Source organism: Exiguobacterium sp. N5, assembly GCF_025842465.1.
Lineage (GTDB): Bacteria > Bacillota > Bacilli > Exiguobacteriales > Exiguobacteriaceae > Exiguobacterium > Exiguobacterium profundum.
In genome coordinates this window covers 1,812,690-1,828,958 of the sequence record NZ_JAPAEP010000001.1, presented here as the reverse complement: position 1 = coordinate 1,828,958, position 16,269 = coordinate 1,812,690, and the positions used below count along the sequence as shown (strand labels likewise).

Annotated in this window: 19 protein-coding genes; 17 read left to right on the top strand and 2 right to left on the bottom strand. The window is 48.5% G+C overall.

Going from position 1 to position 16,269, the window contains the following annotated elements:
• Positions 1-11: 11 nt before the first annotated feature.
• Positions 12-497 carry a DUF421 domain-containing protein gene (locus OKS35_RS09440; protein ID WP_214783676.1) on the top strand — a complete coding sequence of 162 codons (486 nt, stop codon included), beginning with the start codon at positions 12-14 and terminating at the stop codon, positions 495-497.
• Between the two features lie 39 nt (positions 498-536).
• On the opposite strand, the gene OKS35_RS09435 is transcribed toward OKS35_RS09440, so the two are convergent.
• On the bottom strand, positions 537-1,232 hold the full coding sequence (locus OKS35_RS09435; RefSeq protein ID WP_159562984.1) for a C40 family peptidase: 696 nt from the start codon (positions 1,230-1,232) through the stop codon (positions 537-539).
• 382 nt (positions 1,233-1,614) lie between these two features.
• Between OKS35_RS09435 and rho the strand changes: the two genes are divergently transcribed.
• The 10 genes from rho to OKS35_RS09385 all read left to right on the top strand — a co-directional run bounded on the left by rho (position 1,615) and on the right by OKS35_RS09385 (position 9,825).
• The gene (gene rho / locus OKS35_RS09430; RefSeq protein WP_012727388.1) at positions 1,615-2,952 is read left to right on the top strand and encodes a transcription termination factor Rho; all 1,338 of its coding nucleotides are present in this window, start codon (positions 1,615-1,617) and stop codon (positions 2,950-2,952) included.
• Between the two features lie 82 nt (positions 2,953-3,034).
• Complete coding sequence (locus tag OKS35_RS09425; protein ID WP_012727387.1) at positions 3,035-3,277, top strand: type B 50S ribosomal protein L31; 243 nt, start codon at positions 3,035-3,037, stop codon at positions 3,275-3,277.
• Between the two features lie 99 nt (positions 3,278-3,376).
• Entirely contained in the window at positions 3,377-4,600 is a 1,224-nt protein-coding gene (locus tag OKS35_RS09420) for a cation:proton antiporter (protein ID WP_012727386.1), read from the top strand.
• Positions 4,601-4,706: 106 nt separating this feature from the next.
• Positions 4,707-5,318, top strand: a complete 612-nt coding sequence (locus OKS35_RS09415; RefSeq protein WP_074035700.1) for a thymidine kinase — start codon at positions 4,707-4,709, stop codon at positions 5,316-5,318.
• 82 nt (positions 5,319-5,400) lie between these two features.
• Complete coding sequence (gene prfA, locus OKS35_RS09410; protein ID WP_214783673.1) at positions 5,401-6,471, top strand: peptide chain release factor 1; 1,071 nt, start codon at positions 5,401-5,403, stop codon at positions 6,469-6,471.
• On the top strand, positions 6,471-7,328 hold the full coding sequence (gene prmC / locus OKS35_RS09405; RefSeq protein WP_264093071.1) for a peptide chain release factor N(5)-glutamine methyltransferase: 858 nt from the start codon (positions 6,471-6,473) through the stop codon (positions 7,326-7,328). The genes prfA and prmC overlap by 1 nt, the downstream gene beginning before the upstream one ends.
• Complete coding sequence (locus tag OKS35_RS09400) at positions 7,309-8,319, top strand: L-threonylcarbamoyladenylate synthase (protein WP_214783670.1); 1,011 nt, start codon at positions 7,309-7,311, stop codon at positions 8,317-8,319. The genes prmC and OKS35_RS09400 overlap by 20 nt, the downstream gene beginning before the upstream one ends.
• 21 nt (positions 8,320-8,340) lie before the next feature.
• Positions 8,341-8,841, top strand: a complete 501-nt coding sequence (locus tag OKS35_RS09395; RefSeq protein ID WP_012727381.1) for a low molecular weight protein arginine phosphatase — start codon at positions 8,341-8,343, stop codon at positions 8,839-8,841.
• Positions 8,842-8,845: 4 nt separating this feature from the next.
• A complete protein-coding gene (rpiB, locus tag OKS35_RS09390) occupies positions 8,846-9,286 on the top strand; it encodes a ribose 5-phosphate isomerase B (RefSeq protein ID WP_012727380.1) in 441 nt (146 codons plus the stop codon).
• Between the two features lie 5 nt (positions 9,287-9,291).
• Positions 9,292-9,825 carry a TIGR01440 family protein gene (locus OKS35_RS09385; RefSeq protein ID WP_201302252.1) on the top strand — a complete coding sequence of 178 codons (534 nt, stop codon included), beginning with the start codon at positions 9,292-9,294 and terminating at the stop codon, positions 9,823-9,825.
• 53 nt (positions 9,826-9,878) lie between these two features.
• On the opposite strand, the gene OKS35_RS09380 is transcribed toward OKS35_RS09385, so the two are convergent.
• Positions 9,879-10,664, bottom strand: a complete 786-nt coding sequence (locus tag OKS35_RS09380; protein ID WP_074035709.1) for an alpha/beta hydrolase — start codon at positions 10,662-10,664, stop codon at positions 9,879-9,881.
• A 131-nt stretch (positions 10,665-10,795) separates the two neighbouring features.
• Between OKS35_RS09380 and glyA the strand changes: the two genes are divergently transcribed.
• From glyA to OKS35_RS09350, 6 genes are all read left to right on the top strand, one after another.
• Positions 10,796-12,049: a serine hydroxymethyltransferase gene (gene glyA / locus OKS35_RS09375; RefSeq protein ID WP_159562977.1), complete on the top strand. Its 1,254-nt coding sequence runs from the start codon at positions 10,796-10,798 to the stop codon at positions 12,047-12,049.
• A 4-nt stretch (positions 12,050-12,053) separates the two neighbouring features.
• A complete protein-coding gene (locus OKS35_RS09370; protein WP_214783661.1) occupies positions 12,054-13,001 on the top strand; it encodes a hypothetical protein in 948 nt (315 codons plus the stop codon).
• 100 nt (positions 13,002-13,101) lie between these two features.
• Positions 13,102-13,350, top strand: coding sequence for a hypothetical protein (locus tag OKS35_RS09365; RefSeq protein ID WP_031422247.1), 249 nt, complete (start codon positions 13,102-13,104; stop codon positions 13,348-13,350).
• 65 nt (positions 13,351-13,415) lie between these two features.
• The gene (locus OKS35_RS09360) at positions 13,416-14,093 is read left to right on the top strand and encodes a response regulator transcription factor (protein WP_214783659.1); all 678 of its coding nucleotides are present in this window, start codon (positions 13,416-13,418) and stop codon (positions 14,091-14,093) included.
• Between the two features lie 3 nt (positions 14,094-14,096).
• Positions 14,097-15,332 carry a sensor histidine kinase gene (locus tag OKS35_RS09355; RefSeq protein WP_264092926.1) on the top strand — a complete coding sequence of 412 codons (1,236 nt, stop codon included), beginning with the start codon at positions 14,097-14,099 and terminating at the stop codon, positions 15,330-15,332.
• Positions 15,333-15,440: 108 nt separating this feature from the next.
• Positions 15,441-16,139: a hypothetical protein gene (locus OKS35_RS09350; RefSeq protein ID WP_196431272.1), complete on the top strand. Its 699-nt coding sequence runs from the start codon at positions 15,441-15,443 to the stop codon at positions 16,137-16,139.
• Positions 16,140-16,269: the final 130 nt, after the last annotated feature.

Below are 16,269 nucleotides of genomic sequence, written 5' to 3'. Positions count from 1 at the left end.
GGAGGAGTTTGATGCAGGAACTATCAACGATGATTCGGATTATTTTAACAGGGATTGGAGCATATATTTCTATCATTTTCATGTTGCGTGTTTCTGGTAAGCGTACATTGGCAAAAATGAATGCATTTGATTTTATTGTGACGGTTGCACTTGGTTCTATTTTGGCAACGACCTTGACTAGTCAACAAACCTCTTTATTGGCTGGACTGACTGCGTTCGGTACACTAATTGTCTTACAATATATATTAGCGAAACTATCTAAGCGATTCTCCATTGTGAATCAAATGATTAAATCAGAACCAACTCTACTGTTTTATAAAGGAGATTGTTTGAGAGAACATCTACAAAAAGAACGAATTTTAGAGATTGAGGTCATTCAAGCGATTCGATCAAGTGGCACTCCTCTAGGACAAGTCGAAGCAGTAATCATAGAAACGGATGGAACGTTTTCTGTTTTGAAAGACTCTCGTCATGTAATGGAACATGTGAACAAATAAAAACGACTCGGTTCCGATGAACCGAGTCGTGATGTTGTATTAAAGGTATGATCCAGCGCCAACGTAGCGTGGTGCCCAGTATCCAGAAGTGAAGCTCGCGTATTTCACGCCGCCTGTTTCTGAGTTGATCATTTGTGTTTTGCTAAGTGCCATTCCGACGTGTTGAATCGTTCCGCCTGAATGTGAGAAGAAGACGAGATCGCCTGCTTGGATCGATGACTTCGAGATTTTCTTCGCGCTTGAGTATTGCTGACGTGAAGAACGTGGAAGTGTTTTTCCGATTGCTTTCTTGTACACGTGTCCAGTATATCCTGAGCAGTCAAACCCTGAAGTTGTTGTTCCACCATAGCGATACGGTGTTCCGAGATATTTCTTCGATTCAGCGACGAGTTTCGAACGTTTGCTAGAAGATGACGTTGAAACCGTTGTTGATGTCGACGTGTTCGCTTTCAAGTATGTGTACGTTGAAGAAGCTGAGATATAACGGTGTGTGCCTTTGTAGTTGATTTTATAGAACGAACCGGATTTACCAAGGTATGTATAGCGTTGACCTTTATCCATTTTCGCGACGACTTTCGATGATGTAAGTGACGGGGCAGTACGGATGTTCAAACCGTTTACTTTCGAGTAAGCAAATGTACCGGTAGCGGCTTCTGCTTGTTCACCTGTTGAGAACATAAGACCCGAGAAAGCGACAGTGGCAGCGACGACGATTGATGCGATACGCTTTAACATTGTATAAATCCCTCCGTTTTTAAAATCAAGACATTCGTATATGACAAATCGAGTAATTTTTAATGGTAGAGCACAAGTTGCGGGATATACCCGGTTTCCTGTGCAAATAAACTATATCATGCGCAAGACCGATAGCATTTTTCAATCGCAAGTCAAAAAAGTGTTTTCTTGTAACAAAAATGAAACAATATGTGGATATAGCACTTATTTTGTTACAAAACTATCTTTTACTGTGTAAGGATTTGTACAAGAGGGAAACGATTGAACAAAAGGTGATTTTTGCACGGTGACGGCACGGGCAAAATATGGTTAGATGATGGCAGAACAAATGAATCAAGTTGAATTCTTCTTGTAATGAAATATAGAAAGATAGGTGACTTGAATGAGTCAACAGACAGAACCGACAAAGAACTATACACTTCGTGAGCTTGAAACGAAGACGTTGAAAGAATTATATGAGATTGCTAAAGAAGTCAAAGTACCGAACTTTCGAGAAGCACGGAAGCGTGAGCTCATGTTTCGTATTTTGAAATCACAGGCTGAATCAAAAGATTTATATTTCCTCGAAGGTATTTTAGAGATCATTCCACCGAATCCACAGTCTCAAAATGATGGCGGATTTGGATTCCTCCGACCAATCAACTATTCTCAATCTTCCGAAGACATCTATATCGCTGCATCGCAAATTCGTCGCTTTAATCTTCGAAACGGGGACCTTGTCACAGGAAAGGTCCGTAAACCGAAAGAGAATGAACGGTTCCAAGGTTTGTTGAGTGTTGAAGCGGTCAACGGAGAGTCGACGGACTCGACGCGTTCGCGTGATTATTTCCCGGCATTGACACCGATTTATCCAGAACAACAGATGGTGCTCGAGACAGAGCCGACCCATCTTTCGGTACGTGTCATGGATATGATCGCACCAGTCGGGTTTGGCCAACGCGGGTTGATTGTGGCACCACCAAAAGCGGGGAAAACGTCGCTTTTAAAAGAAATTGCCAACTCGATCACGACGAACCATCCGAACGTCGAATTGATCATTCTTCTAATCGATGAACGACCAGAGGAAGTGACGGATATTCAACGTTCTGTACCGGACGCAGACGTGGCGTTCTCGACTTTTGACGAGACACCGGAAAACCATGCGCGTATTTCAGAACTCGTTCTCGAACGCGCGATGCGTCTCGTGGAACATAAGAAAGACGTGGTCATTCTGCTTGATTCCATCACACGCTTGACGCGTGCGTACAACCTGTCTGTTCCACCGAGCGGACGGACACTCTCGGGTGGGATCGACCCGGCGGCATTCCACAAACCGAAAAAGTTCTTCGGAGCGGCACGGAATATCGAGGATGGAGGTAGCTTGACTATCCTCGCGACAGCGCTCGTCGATACCGGATCGCGAATGGACGACGTCATCTATGAAGAGTTCAAAGGAACAGGAAACATGGAACTGCATCTGGACCGGAAATTGGCAGAGCGCCGGATCTTCCCTGCAATCGACATTCGTCGCTCGGGAACACGGAAAGAAGAGTTGTTACTAGGGAAGGACGAACTCGATTCGCTCTGGACGATTCGTCGTACAATGAACGAGTCTCCAGACTTCGTCGAACAGTTCTTACGCCGTGTCCGTGAGACGAAAACAAACCTCGACTTTTTTGCTGCGCTAGAGGCAGATAAGAAAAAAAGACGACCGGTGAAAAAAACGAAAACAGACTTGTAAAACCTATAGTAGGGTGATATTATATTCTAGTGAACTTTCTCTAGGTTGAAAGAATACTTAGGGCCGAAGGAGTTGAAAAGCAATGAAACAAGGAATCCACCCAGAATACCGTAAAGTCGTATTCATGGACTCGACGACAGAATTCAAATTCATCACTGGTTCAACTCGTTACTCTAACGAGACAATCACGATGGAAGATGGAAACGAGTACCCACTCATCCGTGTCGATGTATCTTCTGATTCGCACCCGTTCTACACAGGTCGCCAGAAATTCGCATCTGCAGATGGTCGTATCGAGCGCTTCAACAAGAAATACCAACGTTAATCGTAAAGTTGTATGCTCACCGCCTAGGGATTGCCCTTGGCGGTTTTTTGTTGCATCGACACGGGTAAAGAGACGAAAGTATGTCGTGAGGGGGCCGTTATGGAATTTATACTCATTAGTATTAGCTTGTTGATCGGGGTCGGCATCATGTCTCAATGGTTGGCATGGCGTTATCAAATCCCGGCAATCATCATTATGACGCTCGCTGGAGTATTGGCGGGTCCGATCCTCGGGCTGTTCGATCCGCGTGAATTATTAGGGGATTTATATAGTCCGATCATTTCGTTTGCGGTCGCCATCATCTTATTCGAAGGAAGTCTTGGGCTTCACTTTAGCGAAATCAATCAGTTCCGGAGGTCGATCGTCCGGATTGTCACGATTGGAGTCGCGCTCTCATTTGTCGGGATGTCGCTACTCATTCAATATGTAGGAGGGTTACATTGGGTCGTCGCCTGGACGATGGGGGCGCTCTTCGTCGTGACGGGTCCGACTGTCGTCATTCCGTTGTTGCGTCAGGCACACTTGAAAGATCGAGTCGGAGCGATTTTAAAATGGGAAGGCATCATTGTCGACCCTGTTGGAGCATTACTCGGACTCTTCGTCGTTCGACTTGGATACATCGTATATGAAGGTATGGATTTATGGATGCAACTCCTCTTTGCAGGTGCCTGTATTGTAGGGATTGGACTCGGTTACTTGTTCGGCCATCTCTTGATGGGATGGTTTGTGGCAGAAAAAGTACCTCGCTATCTCCGTGCCTCGGTTACGTTGACGGCTGTCCTCATCTTATTCTCACTCAGTGAGCTTATGATGCATGAAGTCGGGCTTCTCGCCGTGACGGCGATGGGGATGACGATGGCCAATACGAAGCATCGGGATGAAGAAATCATCGAAGAACTGCAATCATTCAAAGAAGATATTTCAATCTTGCTCATCTCATCTGTCTTCATCTTGTTGACGGCTTCCTTGTCTCGGGCAGAGCTGTTGAATATTTTCCAATGGCCGCTTCTCTTGACGATTGCGGGCATCCTGTTCTTGGTTCGCCCAGTTGCGATTTACTTGTCGACCATCGGTGGAGGTTTGCCGCTAGCGGAACGAGGGTTCATTGGTTGGATTGCCCCACGCGGGATTGTCGCGATGACGGTCGCGGGATTCTTTGCTGAAGAAGTCGCGCATCTTGGGATTGACGATGCGAAGCAAATGTTGCCGCTCACACTCGGTCTCGTCTTCATTTCCGTTACACTGCACGGTCTCACGATTCGACCGCTCGCGCGAAAATTGAAATTAATCGATGAACAAAAAGAGGCGAACGCTGATGAATAAAGGACGGAGTTCTTTCAATCAGTATTTAGGAGAAGTCAACCCTTTTCCTCAACTCGAAAGATAGGTATAATCGGAAAGCGATTATCGATGGAGAGGGCGAAGAACAATGATGCATGTGACGAACCGATATGGTTGGATTGAAGTGATTTGTGGGAGTATGTTTTCGGGGAAGTCGGAGGAATTGATTCGCCGAGTCCGCCGTGCTCATTATGGAAAGATTCCGGTCCAAGTATTCAAACCAGCAATCGACGACCGGTATCATGAAGAGAACGTTGTCTCACACACAGGGAACTCGGTCGTGGCCGTGCCAATCGCATCAAGCCAAGACTTGTATGATGCCGTTCGTGAAGAAACACAGGTCATCGCGATTGACGAGGTGCAATTCTTTGATGAAGGAATTGTAGATGTCATCGAACAACTTGCGAACGAAGACAAACGCGTCATCTGCGCTGGGCTCGATATGGACTTTCGAGGCGAACCGTTCACGATGATGCCTGAACTGTTGTCACGCGCGGAGTTCGTGACGAAACTACAGGCCATCTGTTTGTCATGCGGCGCGCCTGCGTCGCGGACACAACGTCTGATCGATGGGCAACCTGCTCGTTATGAGGACCCGGTCATCTTGGTCGGGGCTTCCGAGTCTTACGAACCACGATGCCGACATTGTCATGATGTACCGAACAAACCACATCCGGTCCGCCATACGGTGGTAGACTGATGAATCGACGGACCGCCCTCGGCGGTCCGTTTTTTTGCTATAATAGATAGAGTTTGATTTGACGGAGAAAGGACGGATCATCATGTTTGACCGTTTAAGTGTATTAGAAGATCGTTACATGCAATTGAATGAAATGCTCGCCGATCCTGAGGTGCTCGGTGACTCGACGAAGTTGAGACAATATTCGAAAGAGCAGGCACAACTAGAAGAGACGGTACAGATGTATCGTCAGTATAAAGAAACAAGTACAGCTTTCAAGGAAGCGAAGACGATGCTTGAAGACCGGACGCTCGACGCCGACATGCGTGAATTGGCAAAAGAAGAGATGAACCTCCTCGAGCCAGAAGTCAAAGAGCTAGAAGCGAAACTGCGGATTTTATTGCTTCCAAAAGACCCGAACGATGACAAGAACGTTATCGTCGAAGTCCGAGGAGCAGCAGGCGGAGACGAAGCGGCACTCTTTGCAGGAGATTTATATAAGATGTATACGCGATTTGCTGAACGTCAAAATTGGAAAGTGGAACTCATTGACGCGAACTATACCGAACTCGGTGGATTTAAAGAAGTCACGTTCATGATCAACGGGGCAGGTGCCTATTCAAAGCTCAAGTTTGAGAACGGAGCCCATCGTGTGCAGCGAGTCCCGTCGACTGAATCGGGCGGACGAATTCATACGTCCACAGCAACGGTTGCCGTTCTTCCGGAAGCAGAGGATGTCGAAGTGCATATCGATATGAAAGATGTACGAGTTGATACGTTCACTTCATCTGGTCCAGGGGGACAATCGGTCAACACGACGCAATCAGCTGTCCGTTTGACACACATTCCTTCAGGGCTCGTCGTATCATGTCAAGATGAGAAGTCGCAGCATAAAAACAAGGATAAGGCGATGAAGGTCCTTCGAGCACGCCTGTATGACAAAATGCAAAGCGAACATATGGAAGAGTTGTCTGCGCAACGAAAATCGGCTGTCGGAACAGGTGACCGTTCCGAGCGGATCCGCACATACAACTTCCCACAAAGTCGTGTCACAGATCATCGAATTGGATTGACCCTTCAGAAGTTGGACCGTGTCCTAGCAGGTGAACTCGAAGACATTATCGACGCACTCATCATGGACGAACAGGCACGTCTCATGGAGGATGCGGAATGATGCGGATTGCCGCACTACTTAAGCAGACGGAAGAACGACTAGTTGAAGCTGGGCGCGACCGTGCGGCTGCCGAATGGTGGCTCATGCATGTGTTGCAAGTCGATCGTACCGGTCTCCTCGTTCGTTTGTCGGATGAATTGTCTTCAGATGAAGCGACACGGTTCGAGACGGGAATCGAGCGTTTATTGATCGGAGAACCGGTACAACACGTGATTGGACATGCTCCGTTTTACGGGCGCTCGTTTGAAGTGAACCGGGATGTGTTGATTCCGAGACCAGAAACGGAAGAGTTGATCGACTGGGTACTTGAGCAACTTCGTCACATCAAGGATGATGAGATTGTCGATGTCGGGACAGGAAGCGGGGCCATTGCGATTACCTTGAGCCTCGAGCTCGGCGTACGTGTACAGACGGTCGATATTTCGCGTGAGGCGATTGAAGTCGCTAAACGAAATGCAGCCACACTTGGCGCAACTGTACGGTTTTATGAAGGAGACGGGCTCGCACCGATTGCGGACCACTCGATTCGCGTTCTCGTCTCAAATCCGCCTTACATCGAGGCCGATGAGCTGTTAGATGAGACGGTCGTCGGCTACGAACCGCACCTTGCGCTCTTCGGAGGGAAGGATGGGCTCGACATGTATCGGCAATTAATATTGGAATCGGTGCGCGTCTTACGTGCCGATTGGCATTTGATTGCGTTTGAAATCGGGTATAACCAAGGACAAGATGTGAAATCATTACTGTCTGAACGTTATCCTGAAGCAGAAACGGGTATTTTAAAAGATATAAACGGCAAGGACCGTATCGTCTATGCCGTAAGGGAAGGGATTGCGTATGGAAACGAAATGGATTAATTCGAATGAGATTGAAGAGGGGGTACGTCTTCTTCAAGCGGGTGAAATCATCGCCATGCCGACAGAAACCGTCTATGGTCTCGCTGGAGATGCCATGAACGATGTGGCAATTCGAAAGATTTTTGAGGCAAAAGGTCGTCCGTCGGATAACCCGCTCATCGTCCATATCGCTTCAATCGACCAAACGAGTTTGTTTGTCGATTCGATTCCTACTGTTGCCAAACGCTTAATGGATGCGTTTTGGCCAGGCGCTTTGACGATCATCTTGCCTTCAAACGGACGAGCCTCTTCGCTCGTGACCGCGGGCCTCGATTCCATCGGACTTCGGATGCCGAATCATCCGGCAGCACTCGAGTTAATTCGTAAGTCAGGGTTAGGGCTTGCGGCTCCGAGTGCGAATCGTTCCGGACGACCTTCGCCGACAACTGCTCAACATGTCGCGGATGATTTGAACGGACGAATCGCAGGAATCGTGGATGGGGGTCCTACCGGAATCGGAGTCGAGTCAACCGTTGTGGATTGTACGGGGGACACGGTAACGATTTTACGACCAGGTGGTGTGACGCGAGAAGAAATGGAAGCTGTCATTGGACCGGTCGCCTTAGATGCCAATTTGAGTAACGATGAAGCCACACCACGATCGCCGGGAATGAAGTATACGCACTATGCCCCAACGGCACCTGTTTTTTTAGTCGATGGCACACGCAAAGATTTAGAACGTGTCATCGAGGAGCGGAAGCAAGCGGGGTTGCGAATCGGTGCACTTGTCTTCGACGAGAACCCGACACCGGCTGAGGTCACGTATTCACTTGGGACCTCGATGGAAGTGGCGGCGCAACGTTTATACGACGCGCTTCGTCGATTTGATGAAACAGACGTGGATGAGATTTATGTGAACACGATTGAACCGGTCGGAGTCGCACTTGCCGTCTATAACCGTTTATACAAAGCAGCGGGCGGAAAGATTGTGCACCCGACGAAAGATGCCTAAAGACATAGAGGAGGACACGCGATGTCAATGAAACGCGTATTATTCATATGTAGTGGCAACACGTGCCGAAGCCCGATGGCGATGGCCTTGCTCCGTTCGAAGATGACCGGGGATGAGTTTGATATTCGCTCAGCTGGTCTACGGACGATGCAAGGATTCGATGCTTCAGAAAATGCACTGCAAGTTCTCAGAGAACGTGGGATTGAGCTCGATCATGTCACCCAGACGTTCGATGAAGTGTTAGGGAATTGGGCGGATATCATCTTGACGATGACACGCGCACACCGTGAACAAATTCGGGATACATACCCGGATTTGTCTGAGCGGACGTACACGCTCTATGAATTCGTGACGGGGCTTGAACGAGACATCAACGATCCGTTTGGCGGTTCGATGAATGTGTATCGCCAAGTGCGAAACGAGCTCGAACCACTCGTGAATCGACTTGTGTTAAAATTAACGAATGATGGGTCAAAGGTGACGAAACCACCGAGACGCCTACCAAAGAAGACGGGGGAATGAACGAATGAAAATTGCAATTGGCGCTGATCATGGCGGCTTCAACTTGAAGAAAGAAATCGTAGCCTTGCTTGAGGAACTCGGACATGAGTATAAAGATTTCGGGACGCACTCAGCGGACTCGATTGACTACCCGGATGTGGCCATCCCGGTCGCAGAAGCGGTAGCGGCAGGTGAATTCGATCGTGGGATTTTGATTTGCGGTACGGGAATCGGAATCGGGATTGCGGCGAACAAAGTCAAAGGGATTCGTGCGGCACTCGTCCATGATTCATTCAGTGCAAAAGCGACACGTCAGCATAACGATTCGAACATCATGACGATGGGCGAGCGTGTCATCGGACCTGGTCTTGCACTCGACTTGGTGACGACGTGGCTCGATACGGACTTTGAAGGCGGTCGCCATTCAAACCGTGTCGACAAGATGAGTGCTTACGAATCGAAGTGAGTCAAATGAAGACGGAACTTCTCGGATTTTTGACGGAGCTTCACGAACGGTTTCCTTTGAATGATGAGCGCATTCTCGTCATCGGATGCTCGACGAGTGAAGTGCTCGGAAAAACGATTGGGAAGGCAGGTTCCATTGATGTTGCAAGCGAATTGATGGAAGCATTCCTTGAATTTAGAAAGAAGACAGGTGTCCATTTGGCGTTTCAAGGGTGTGAGCATATCAATCGTGCCCTCACCGTTGAGCGCCGGACACTCAAACAGTTCGGTCTCACAGAAGTGACGGTCGTCCCGATCCGGTCCGCGGGCGGAGCGATGTCAGAGAAGGCTTATGCCAACTTTGATGAACCATGTGTCGTCGAATCGATTCAAGCAGATGCCGGGATTGATATCGGCTCGACATTGATTGGGATGCATTTGAAACCGGTCGCGATACCGGTTCGGTTATCATCGAAGCATCTCGGAGAGGCGTACGTCACGTTCGCAGTCACGAGACCGAAACTGATTGGTGGGCCACGGGCTCAGTATCCAAATAAATGAAGAAAGCATCGCGTTTAGGTTTTTCGACCGAATGCGATGCTTTTTTGTTCAAATTATAAATCTTCTCCAAAAAGATAGGAGATGACCATCGGGAAACGCTCACGCCAGGCGAGCTCGTTGTGAACTCCTTCTTCAATCACTTCGAATCGGATGTGTTCGACCTTGTCTTTTAACAAGTTGTACACGCGTTCGCTCGACTCACGATACATCTCGTTCGTCGGTCCATTTTCGATCGGTTCCTCGACTTCTTTTGCGCCGACGTCCAAGTAAAGACGCTCGACGCCCTTCAAATCGCTCGCTTCAATCAATTGTTCCAGCTCGGTTTGGTTGAACCAAAATGCAGAGGACAGGGAAGCGACACGCTTGAAGACGTCTGGATATACACATGCTGCATATATCGAGATGAGCCCACCCATCGAACTTCCCATCATCGCTGTTTCTTCCGGAATCGTCCGATAGTCAGCATCGATTTGAGGTTTCAATTCCTGCGCGATGTATTCGATATACGCCGAACCCTGCCCGCCGAGCACGATGTCACTTCCGAGCAAACTCTCACCGATATAAGGGTTTTCCCACGGTCCATACTCATCGAGTCGTTGTTCGCCTGGTGCACTATCGAGGGCGACGACAATCAAGTCACGCTTCGAGGCGTCTAAATATTCACCGACGCGCCAGCTCATGTTGTAGCTCGCATCCTCGTCAGCAAAACAGTTTTGTCCGTCGTGCATGTAGAGGACCGGATATCGTTTTTCGGACGTCTCATAGTCGGCAGGTGTGTAGATTCGGACCGTTCGTGTCCGTTCGAACGGTGTGATCGTCAGTTCTTTTGTCTCAATCATAAGTGGCCTCCTCACAGTTACATTCTTATTAATGATACCCAACTTTTCATCAGATTATTGCGATACCCAAAAAAACAAGCGTGTGGTACGATGGGGGTGTTGATTTTTAGACATTTAGAGGGGGTCTTCACATGGTAAACACGACGAAGTTGAAAGTGCAGGATGCGGAATTATTTGAGGCAATGCAACACGAGCTCGGTCGTCAGCGCGACAACATCGAACTCATCGCTTCAGAAAACTTTGTTTCAGAAGCGGTCATGGAAGCGCAAGGAGGCGTATTGACGAACAAATATGCCGAAGGATATCCGGGACGCCGCTATTACGGTGGCTGTGAGTTTGTCGACGTTGCTGAGAACTTGGCGCGTGACCGTGCGAAAGAATTGTTCGGTGCAGAACATGCGAACGTACAACCACACTCGGGTGCACAAGCGAACATGGCGGTCTACTTCACGGTGCTTGAAGCAGGAGATACGGTTCTCGGAATGAACTTGTCTCATGGTGGTCACTTGACGCACGGTAGCCCGGTCAACTTCTCAGGTGTGCAATATAACTTCGTCGAATATGGTGTAGACAAAGAGACAGAACACATCGATTACGACGTCGTCGCTGCACTTGCGAAGGAACATAAGCCAAAATTGATCGTTGCGGGAGCGTCGGCATACCCACGTACAATCGACTTCGCGAAGTTCCGTGAGATCGCGGACAGTGTCGATGCTTATCTTATGGTCGATATGGCGCACATCGCTGGACTCGTGGCAGCAGGTCTGCATCCGAACCCGGTCGAACATGCGCATTTCGTCACGACGACGACGCACAAGACGCTCCGTGGACCACGTGGCGGAATGATTCTTTGTAAAGAAGAGTTCGCCAAAGCGATCGATAAGTCGATTTTCCCAGGGATTCAAGGAGGACCGCTCATGCACGTCATCGCGGCAAAAGCGGTCGCGTTCGGTGAGGCACTCCAACCGGAATTCAAAGATTACCAACGTCAAGTCATTGCGAATGCACAAGCACTTGCGGCAGGCCTTGAAGAAGAGGGGCTCCGAATCGTATCGGGCGGAACGGACAATCACCTCTTGCTTGTCGATCTTCGAGGAATCGACATCACAGGTAAAGCAGCTGAGCATGCATTGGATGCAGCAGGAATCACGGTCAATAAAAACACGATTCCATTCGACCCGGCATCACCGTTTGTCACAAGCGGAATCCGTCTCGGAACGGCTGCGATGACGACTCGTGGCTTCAAAGAAGCGGATATGAAAGAAGTGGCACGTCTCATCGGGCGTGTGCTGAAACAACATGAAGACGAGGCGGTAATCGCGGAAGCACTTCAAGACGTGCAATCGTTAACGGCGAAGTTCCCGCTTTACCCTGAACGAGGCTGAGTCAATGGATATTCGGACACTAGCAGAACGAGAGCTATCCGAACTTCCATTGTTCGATATGACAGAATGGTTGGCTCGTAAAGGGGAATACGATCCTTCTTTCCGTCTTGTCGCCAGTGAGTTTGGTGTCATCACGACGCTCCTTGACCATGGCTATTATGAAGAAGCGAGCGAACGAATCGTGCCGCTCCTCGGGATGAAAGTGCCTGCTGCTTTCCATCGACTAGGTCTTGCGCTAGAAGTGAAGGCGAACGGAAGAAAAGCGGCCAAGCGCCGCTTTCGTTCGTTCTCGTCGGCTGTCATCCAACATTCTGATTTAGCCGAGTGGCGACAGGCGTTCAAGCTCGATAAGAAATGGCTTGGGCTTCCGCTAGTGGTCAGTCTTGCGGCTGGAGCGCTCATATTTTGGCCAGATGCCGAACCGCCCGTCGTCACGCCGGACGAGCCGGACGAAGTCGTTGTCGAGACCGTAACGGAAGAAGAAGCACTCGCAGAACGCCTTGAAGAGCTCGAGGCAGAAGTCGCCCGACTCGAAGAAGAGAATGAGAAACTTCAAGATTCGGACGAACAGAAGCCAAAGGAATCAACTGAAGAAGCACCGGACACATCAACGGATGTTGTACCGCTGGCTGAGGTAGAAGCACTTGTTCAAGATAAACAGTATGAAAAAGCCGACCGCCTATTAGGTGGAAAAGCGAAAGTCGGACAAGAACAAGCAGTTGGGTTTTATCGACTTCTTGTCGACAATAAATTGGGACAAGCGGACATTGCGGACTATGCGGCTTATCTCGAGTCGTATCCAGAATCCGGTTACAAGGCAGATGTCCTTTGGATGAAAGGGATTGCCGAGAAAAAAGCGAATGACCCGGCGTACCGTGAAACGTTGACGACCGTTTCTGAGATGGAAGGGACGTATTGGGCACCGATTGCGAAGTCCGTGCTCGAAGAATAAGGTGCTACATGAGTAGCGCCTTTTCTCATGAAATTCTAATGAAGTACACCACGATTTCTCGTTTTCCTGTCGTATGATTTGAGATAGGAGGGATGCGTGTATGAAACGTGTAATGAAAACCATTGGAACAACTTTATTGGCGATCGGACTTATGGGAATCGGACTTGCCGGATTTTTGTTCTTCACTTCACCTGGACAATCCAGCCTGTCGCAACTATCGCTAGCGGCGCTGGAAGTCGAACAGCAGATGGAACAAGTCGATACGAAGTGGGATGAATGGGAAGATGATTTAGAAAGACGAATCGAGCAAGCCGTTCCAGAAGGCGTTCGTCTGTTTTTTGCGGATTGAATTCGGGAAATGAATAACAATACGTCGAGCGAACTGCTCGGCGTTTTTTCAAAGGAGTGAGCAGGATGCAGACGATTCTCGTCGTAGAAGATGATTCGAAGATTGCGCGATTACTGGAGTTGGAATTGAAGCATGCGGGATATGCGGTCATGGTGGCGACAGACGGTCGTACCGGTTTGGAACGAGCTCTCTCTGACGATGTCGACCTCGTGTTGCTTGACGTGATGTTACCTCAAATGAGTGGACTCGAGGTGGTCCGTCGTCTGAAAGAAGAGCGGCCATTGTTACCGGTTCTGATGGTGACGGCCCGTGGCGATCGATACGACAAAGTGAGTGGGCTTGATCTTGGCGCAGATGATTACATCACGAAACCATTTGAAATAGAAGAGGTGCTCGCACGAATTCGGGCATTTTTACGAATGCGCCAGCTTGTTCGTCAGGACCATTCCGAACAGGTGTTGACGTACGACACATTGACTGTCGACGTGAATCGTCATGAAGTATATTGTGACGGAAAGAAAGTAGATTTGACTCGACGTGAGTTTGACTTGTTGGTTTTCTTTTTAGAGAATCCGGAGCGTGTTTTGACGCGTGACCAACTCGTCGAACACGTGTGGGGATTCGACTACTATGGGGATACGAATGTCGTGGACGTGTATGTCCGATACGTAAGGAAAAAACTGACCGGCTCTTGGATTCAAACGGTTCGTGGTGTCGGCTATATGTTGAAGCGTGGTGAGTGACCGATGCTACGAACAAAAATTGCGTGGGCGATGACAGGGTTTATGTTGTTGCTTCTTCTCGTCTCCTTTGGCGTAACCTGGTTCGTCGCCAGACAGGAAATTGTCGATTCGCGTTTTGACGTGTTACTGCAGGCGTTGAATCTCTTGGAAGAAGATGTCCGGAATAGCGATGCGGTATTGTCGCTTCATGAGGACAGTGTCGTGTTAGAACGTCAAGAAAACGGCGAATGGGGAATCATCGGAGGAGAAGTGCCAGACGGAACGACGTTTCCCATCAATTACGGGGAACCGGCCCTCATCGATGATTGGTTTGTGGTCGCGACGACGGATGGACTAGCGTTCGGCTTTCAGGATCGAGATGTGAGCAATACGATTCAAGCGCTCGCAACCATTTTTCTCGTCATGTTCTTCTTTGCTGTTCTCTTGACGTTCCTAGGGACGTGGTGGATTTTACGTCAAGGTCTGTCACCGTTACGCCGATTGACAGAGACGATGGAACGGATCACGGAGTCCGGTAAGTTAGAGACAATCGAAGTGGCTGACCGAAAAGATGAAGTGACGACTCTTTCGGACGGATTTAATCATATGATTGAGCGAGTCGAAGGGACGATGGAGCAACAACGTCGTTTCGTCGCCGATGTTTCACATGAACTCAAGACACCGTTGACCGTCATCGAGGGCTATGCGAAGTTATTACAACGATGGGGACAAGAAGATGAGAGTGTACGTGCCGAAGCGATTGACCATATTTTAACGGAGTCGCGTCAAATGCGAAATGATTTGATTGAACCTATGCTCGAATTGAATCGATTTGCTGCACTCGAACAGGTAGAGCGAGAAGAAATCGATTTAGCTGAACTTGGGGAATCAATAGGAGAACGTTTTTTGCGGTCGCACGGCGTCCATTTACCTATTGAATCTACAGGAAGCTGGTTTGGTCATCGTGAGTCGTTACAGCGGATTCTTGTCATCCTATTAGACAATAGTTTGAAGTATGCGGAAGAGACGAGCCTTCATTTGAAGAGTGATCGAATTGAGGTACGCGATCGAGGACCGATTCTTTCGGATGATGTGAGGAATCGGCTGTTCGATCGATTCTACCGATTAGATGAAGCGCGCGATCGCAGTGGGAGCGGTCTTGGTCTCGCGATTGCGAAAGAAGTGGCGGACTTGAATGAGTGGACGATCGGGAGTAGATCGAATCATCCGGATGGCAGTATATTTTTTCTGACTCGATGATGAATATTTCGCATTTTCTCATCAACTTCTAATGAAGCCTTAAATATGCTCTCACGGAAGAGGCTTATGATGAAAATAAGAAGAACACATCATGAGGAGGAAACAAACATGAAACGCATCGGTTGGATTATCGGCGCATTATTAGCTGTCATGGCAATTGTTGGAATTGGATTTTACGTAAACGGGAATCAGACGGATACGGTCATTGTTCCACAAGCAATCAATCAAGCGAGTGACGATCGATCAACGGACAACCCAGATGACCCTGCTACATCGGATGGCTCAAGTAGCGCATCAGATGATTCGTCAGCAGCGCGAGTGGGAGATGGAGACGACTATGAACTATACGGGACGCTCGTGAAGTTATCGAAAGAAGATGTCACTATCAGCTTCAATGGAAAAGAGTCGACATACCCTTTAGCGGCGACACATGAAATCGATGACGATACACCGCAAGTGGGTGACCGGGTAAAACTCGAATTGAACCGAGATGATGAAGTGAAGGAAGTGGACCGTGAGAGTGGTGATGATGATGCGTATATTTACGGCACGCTCGTCAAACTCACAAATCAAGAAGTCACGATTAAGATCGATGGGAAAGACAACGTATATCCACTTGCCGCACGCTCTGAAATCGATGATGACACTCCGCGTGTCGGCGACCCTGTCAAACTTGAACTAAATCAAGATGGGGCGGTCATTGAAGTCGATCGTGAATCAGAGGACGACCAGAATGAACAAGATGATTCTTCGCAGGACGACTCATCTCAAGATGACTCATCCGAGGATGAGCGAGAAGATGACTAATGAAGTGATAAAAAGGACTAATCTCTTAATGGATTAGTTCTTTTTTGTTGCTAGACGTTGAAGCATAAAATGAGTTGGACCGCTTTCGTCAAATCATCAGAAACGTAATAATTCTGAAATCATCACAAAA

Excerpts from the sequence above, each read along its gene's own strand:
- OKS35_RS09440 (WP_214783676.1), top strand. The coding sequence starts at position 12 with ATGCAGGAACTATCAACGATGATTCGGATTATTTTAACAGGGATTGGA.
- OKS35_RS09435 (WP_159562984.1), bottom strand. The coding sequence starts at position 1,232 with ATGTTAAAGCGTATCGCATCAATCGTCGTCGCTGCCACTGTCGCTTTC.
- rho (WP_012727388.1), top strand. The coding sequence starts at position 1,615 with ATGAGTCAACAGACAGAACCGACAAAGAACTATACACTTCGTGAGCTT.
- OKS35_RS09425 (WP_012727387.1), top strand. The coding sequence starts at position 3,035 with ATGAAACAAGGAATCCACCCAGAATACCGTAAAGTCGTATTCATGGAC.
- OKS35_RS09420 (WP_012727386.1), top strand. The coding sequence starts at position 3,377 with ATGGAATTTATACTCATTAGTATTAGCTTGTTGATCGGGGTCGGCATC.
- OKS35_RS09415 (WP_074035700.1), top strand. The coding sequence starts at position 4,707 with ATGATGCATGTGACGAACCGATATGGTTGGATTGAAGTGATTTGTGGG.
- prfA (WP_214783673.1), top strand. The coding sequence starts at position 5,401 with ATGTTTGACCGTTTAAGTGTATTAGAAGATCGTTACATGCAATTGAAT.
- prmC (WP_264093071.1), top strand. The coding sequence starts at position 6,471 with ATGCGGATTGCCGCACTACTTAAGCAGACGGAAGAACGACTAGTTGAA.
- OKS35_RS09400 (WP_214783670.1), top strand. The coding sequence starts at position 7,309 with ATGGAAACGAAATGGATTAATTCGAATGAGATTGAAGAGGGGGTACGT.
- OKS35_RS09395 (WP_012727381.1), top strand. The coding sequence starts at position 8,341 with ATGTCAATGAAACGCGTATTATTCATATGTAGTGGCAACACGTGCCGA.
- rpiB (WP_012727380.1), top strand. The coding sequence starts at position 8,846 with ATGAAAATTGCAATTGGCGCTGATCATGGCGGCTTCAACTTGAAGAAA.
- OKS35_RS09385 (WP_201302252.1), top strand. The coding sequence starts at position 9,292 with ATGAAGACGGAACTTCTCGGATTTTTGACGGAGCTTCACGAACGGTTT.
- OKS35_RS09380 (WP_074035709.1), bottom strand. The coding sequence starts at position 10,664 with ATGATTGAGACAAAAGAACTGACGATCACACCGTTCGAACGGACACGA.
- glyA (WP_159562977.1), top strand. The coding sequence starts at position 10,796 with ATGGTAAACACGACGAAGTTGAAAGTGCAGGATGCGGAATTATTTGAG.
- OKS35_RS09370 (WP_214783661.1), top strand. The coding sequence starts at position 12,054 with ATGGATATTCGGACACTAGCAGAACGAGAGCTATCCGAACTTCCATTG.
- OKS35_RS09365 (WP_031422247.1), top strand. The coding sequence starts at position 13,102 with ATGAAACGTGTAATGAAAACCATTGGAACAACTTTATTGGCGATCGGA.
- OKS35_RS09360 (WP_214783659.1), top strand. The coding sequence starts at position 13,416 with ATGCAGACGATTCTCGTCGTAGAAGATGATTCGAAGATTGCGCGATTA.
- OKS35_RS09355 (WP_264092926.1), top strand. The coding sequence starts at position 14,097 with ATGCTACGAACAAAAATTGCGTGGGCGATGACAGGGTTTATGTTGTTG.
- OKS35_RS09350 (WP_196431272.1), top strand. The coding sequence starts at position 15,441 with ATGAAACGCATCGGTTGGATTATCGGCGCATTATTAGCTGTCATGGCA.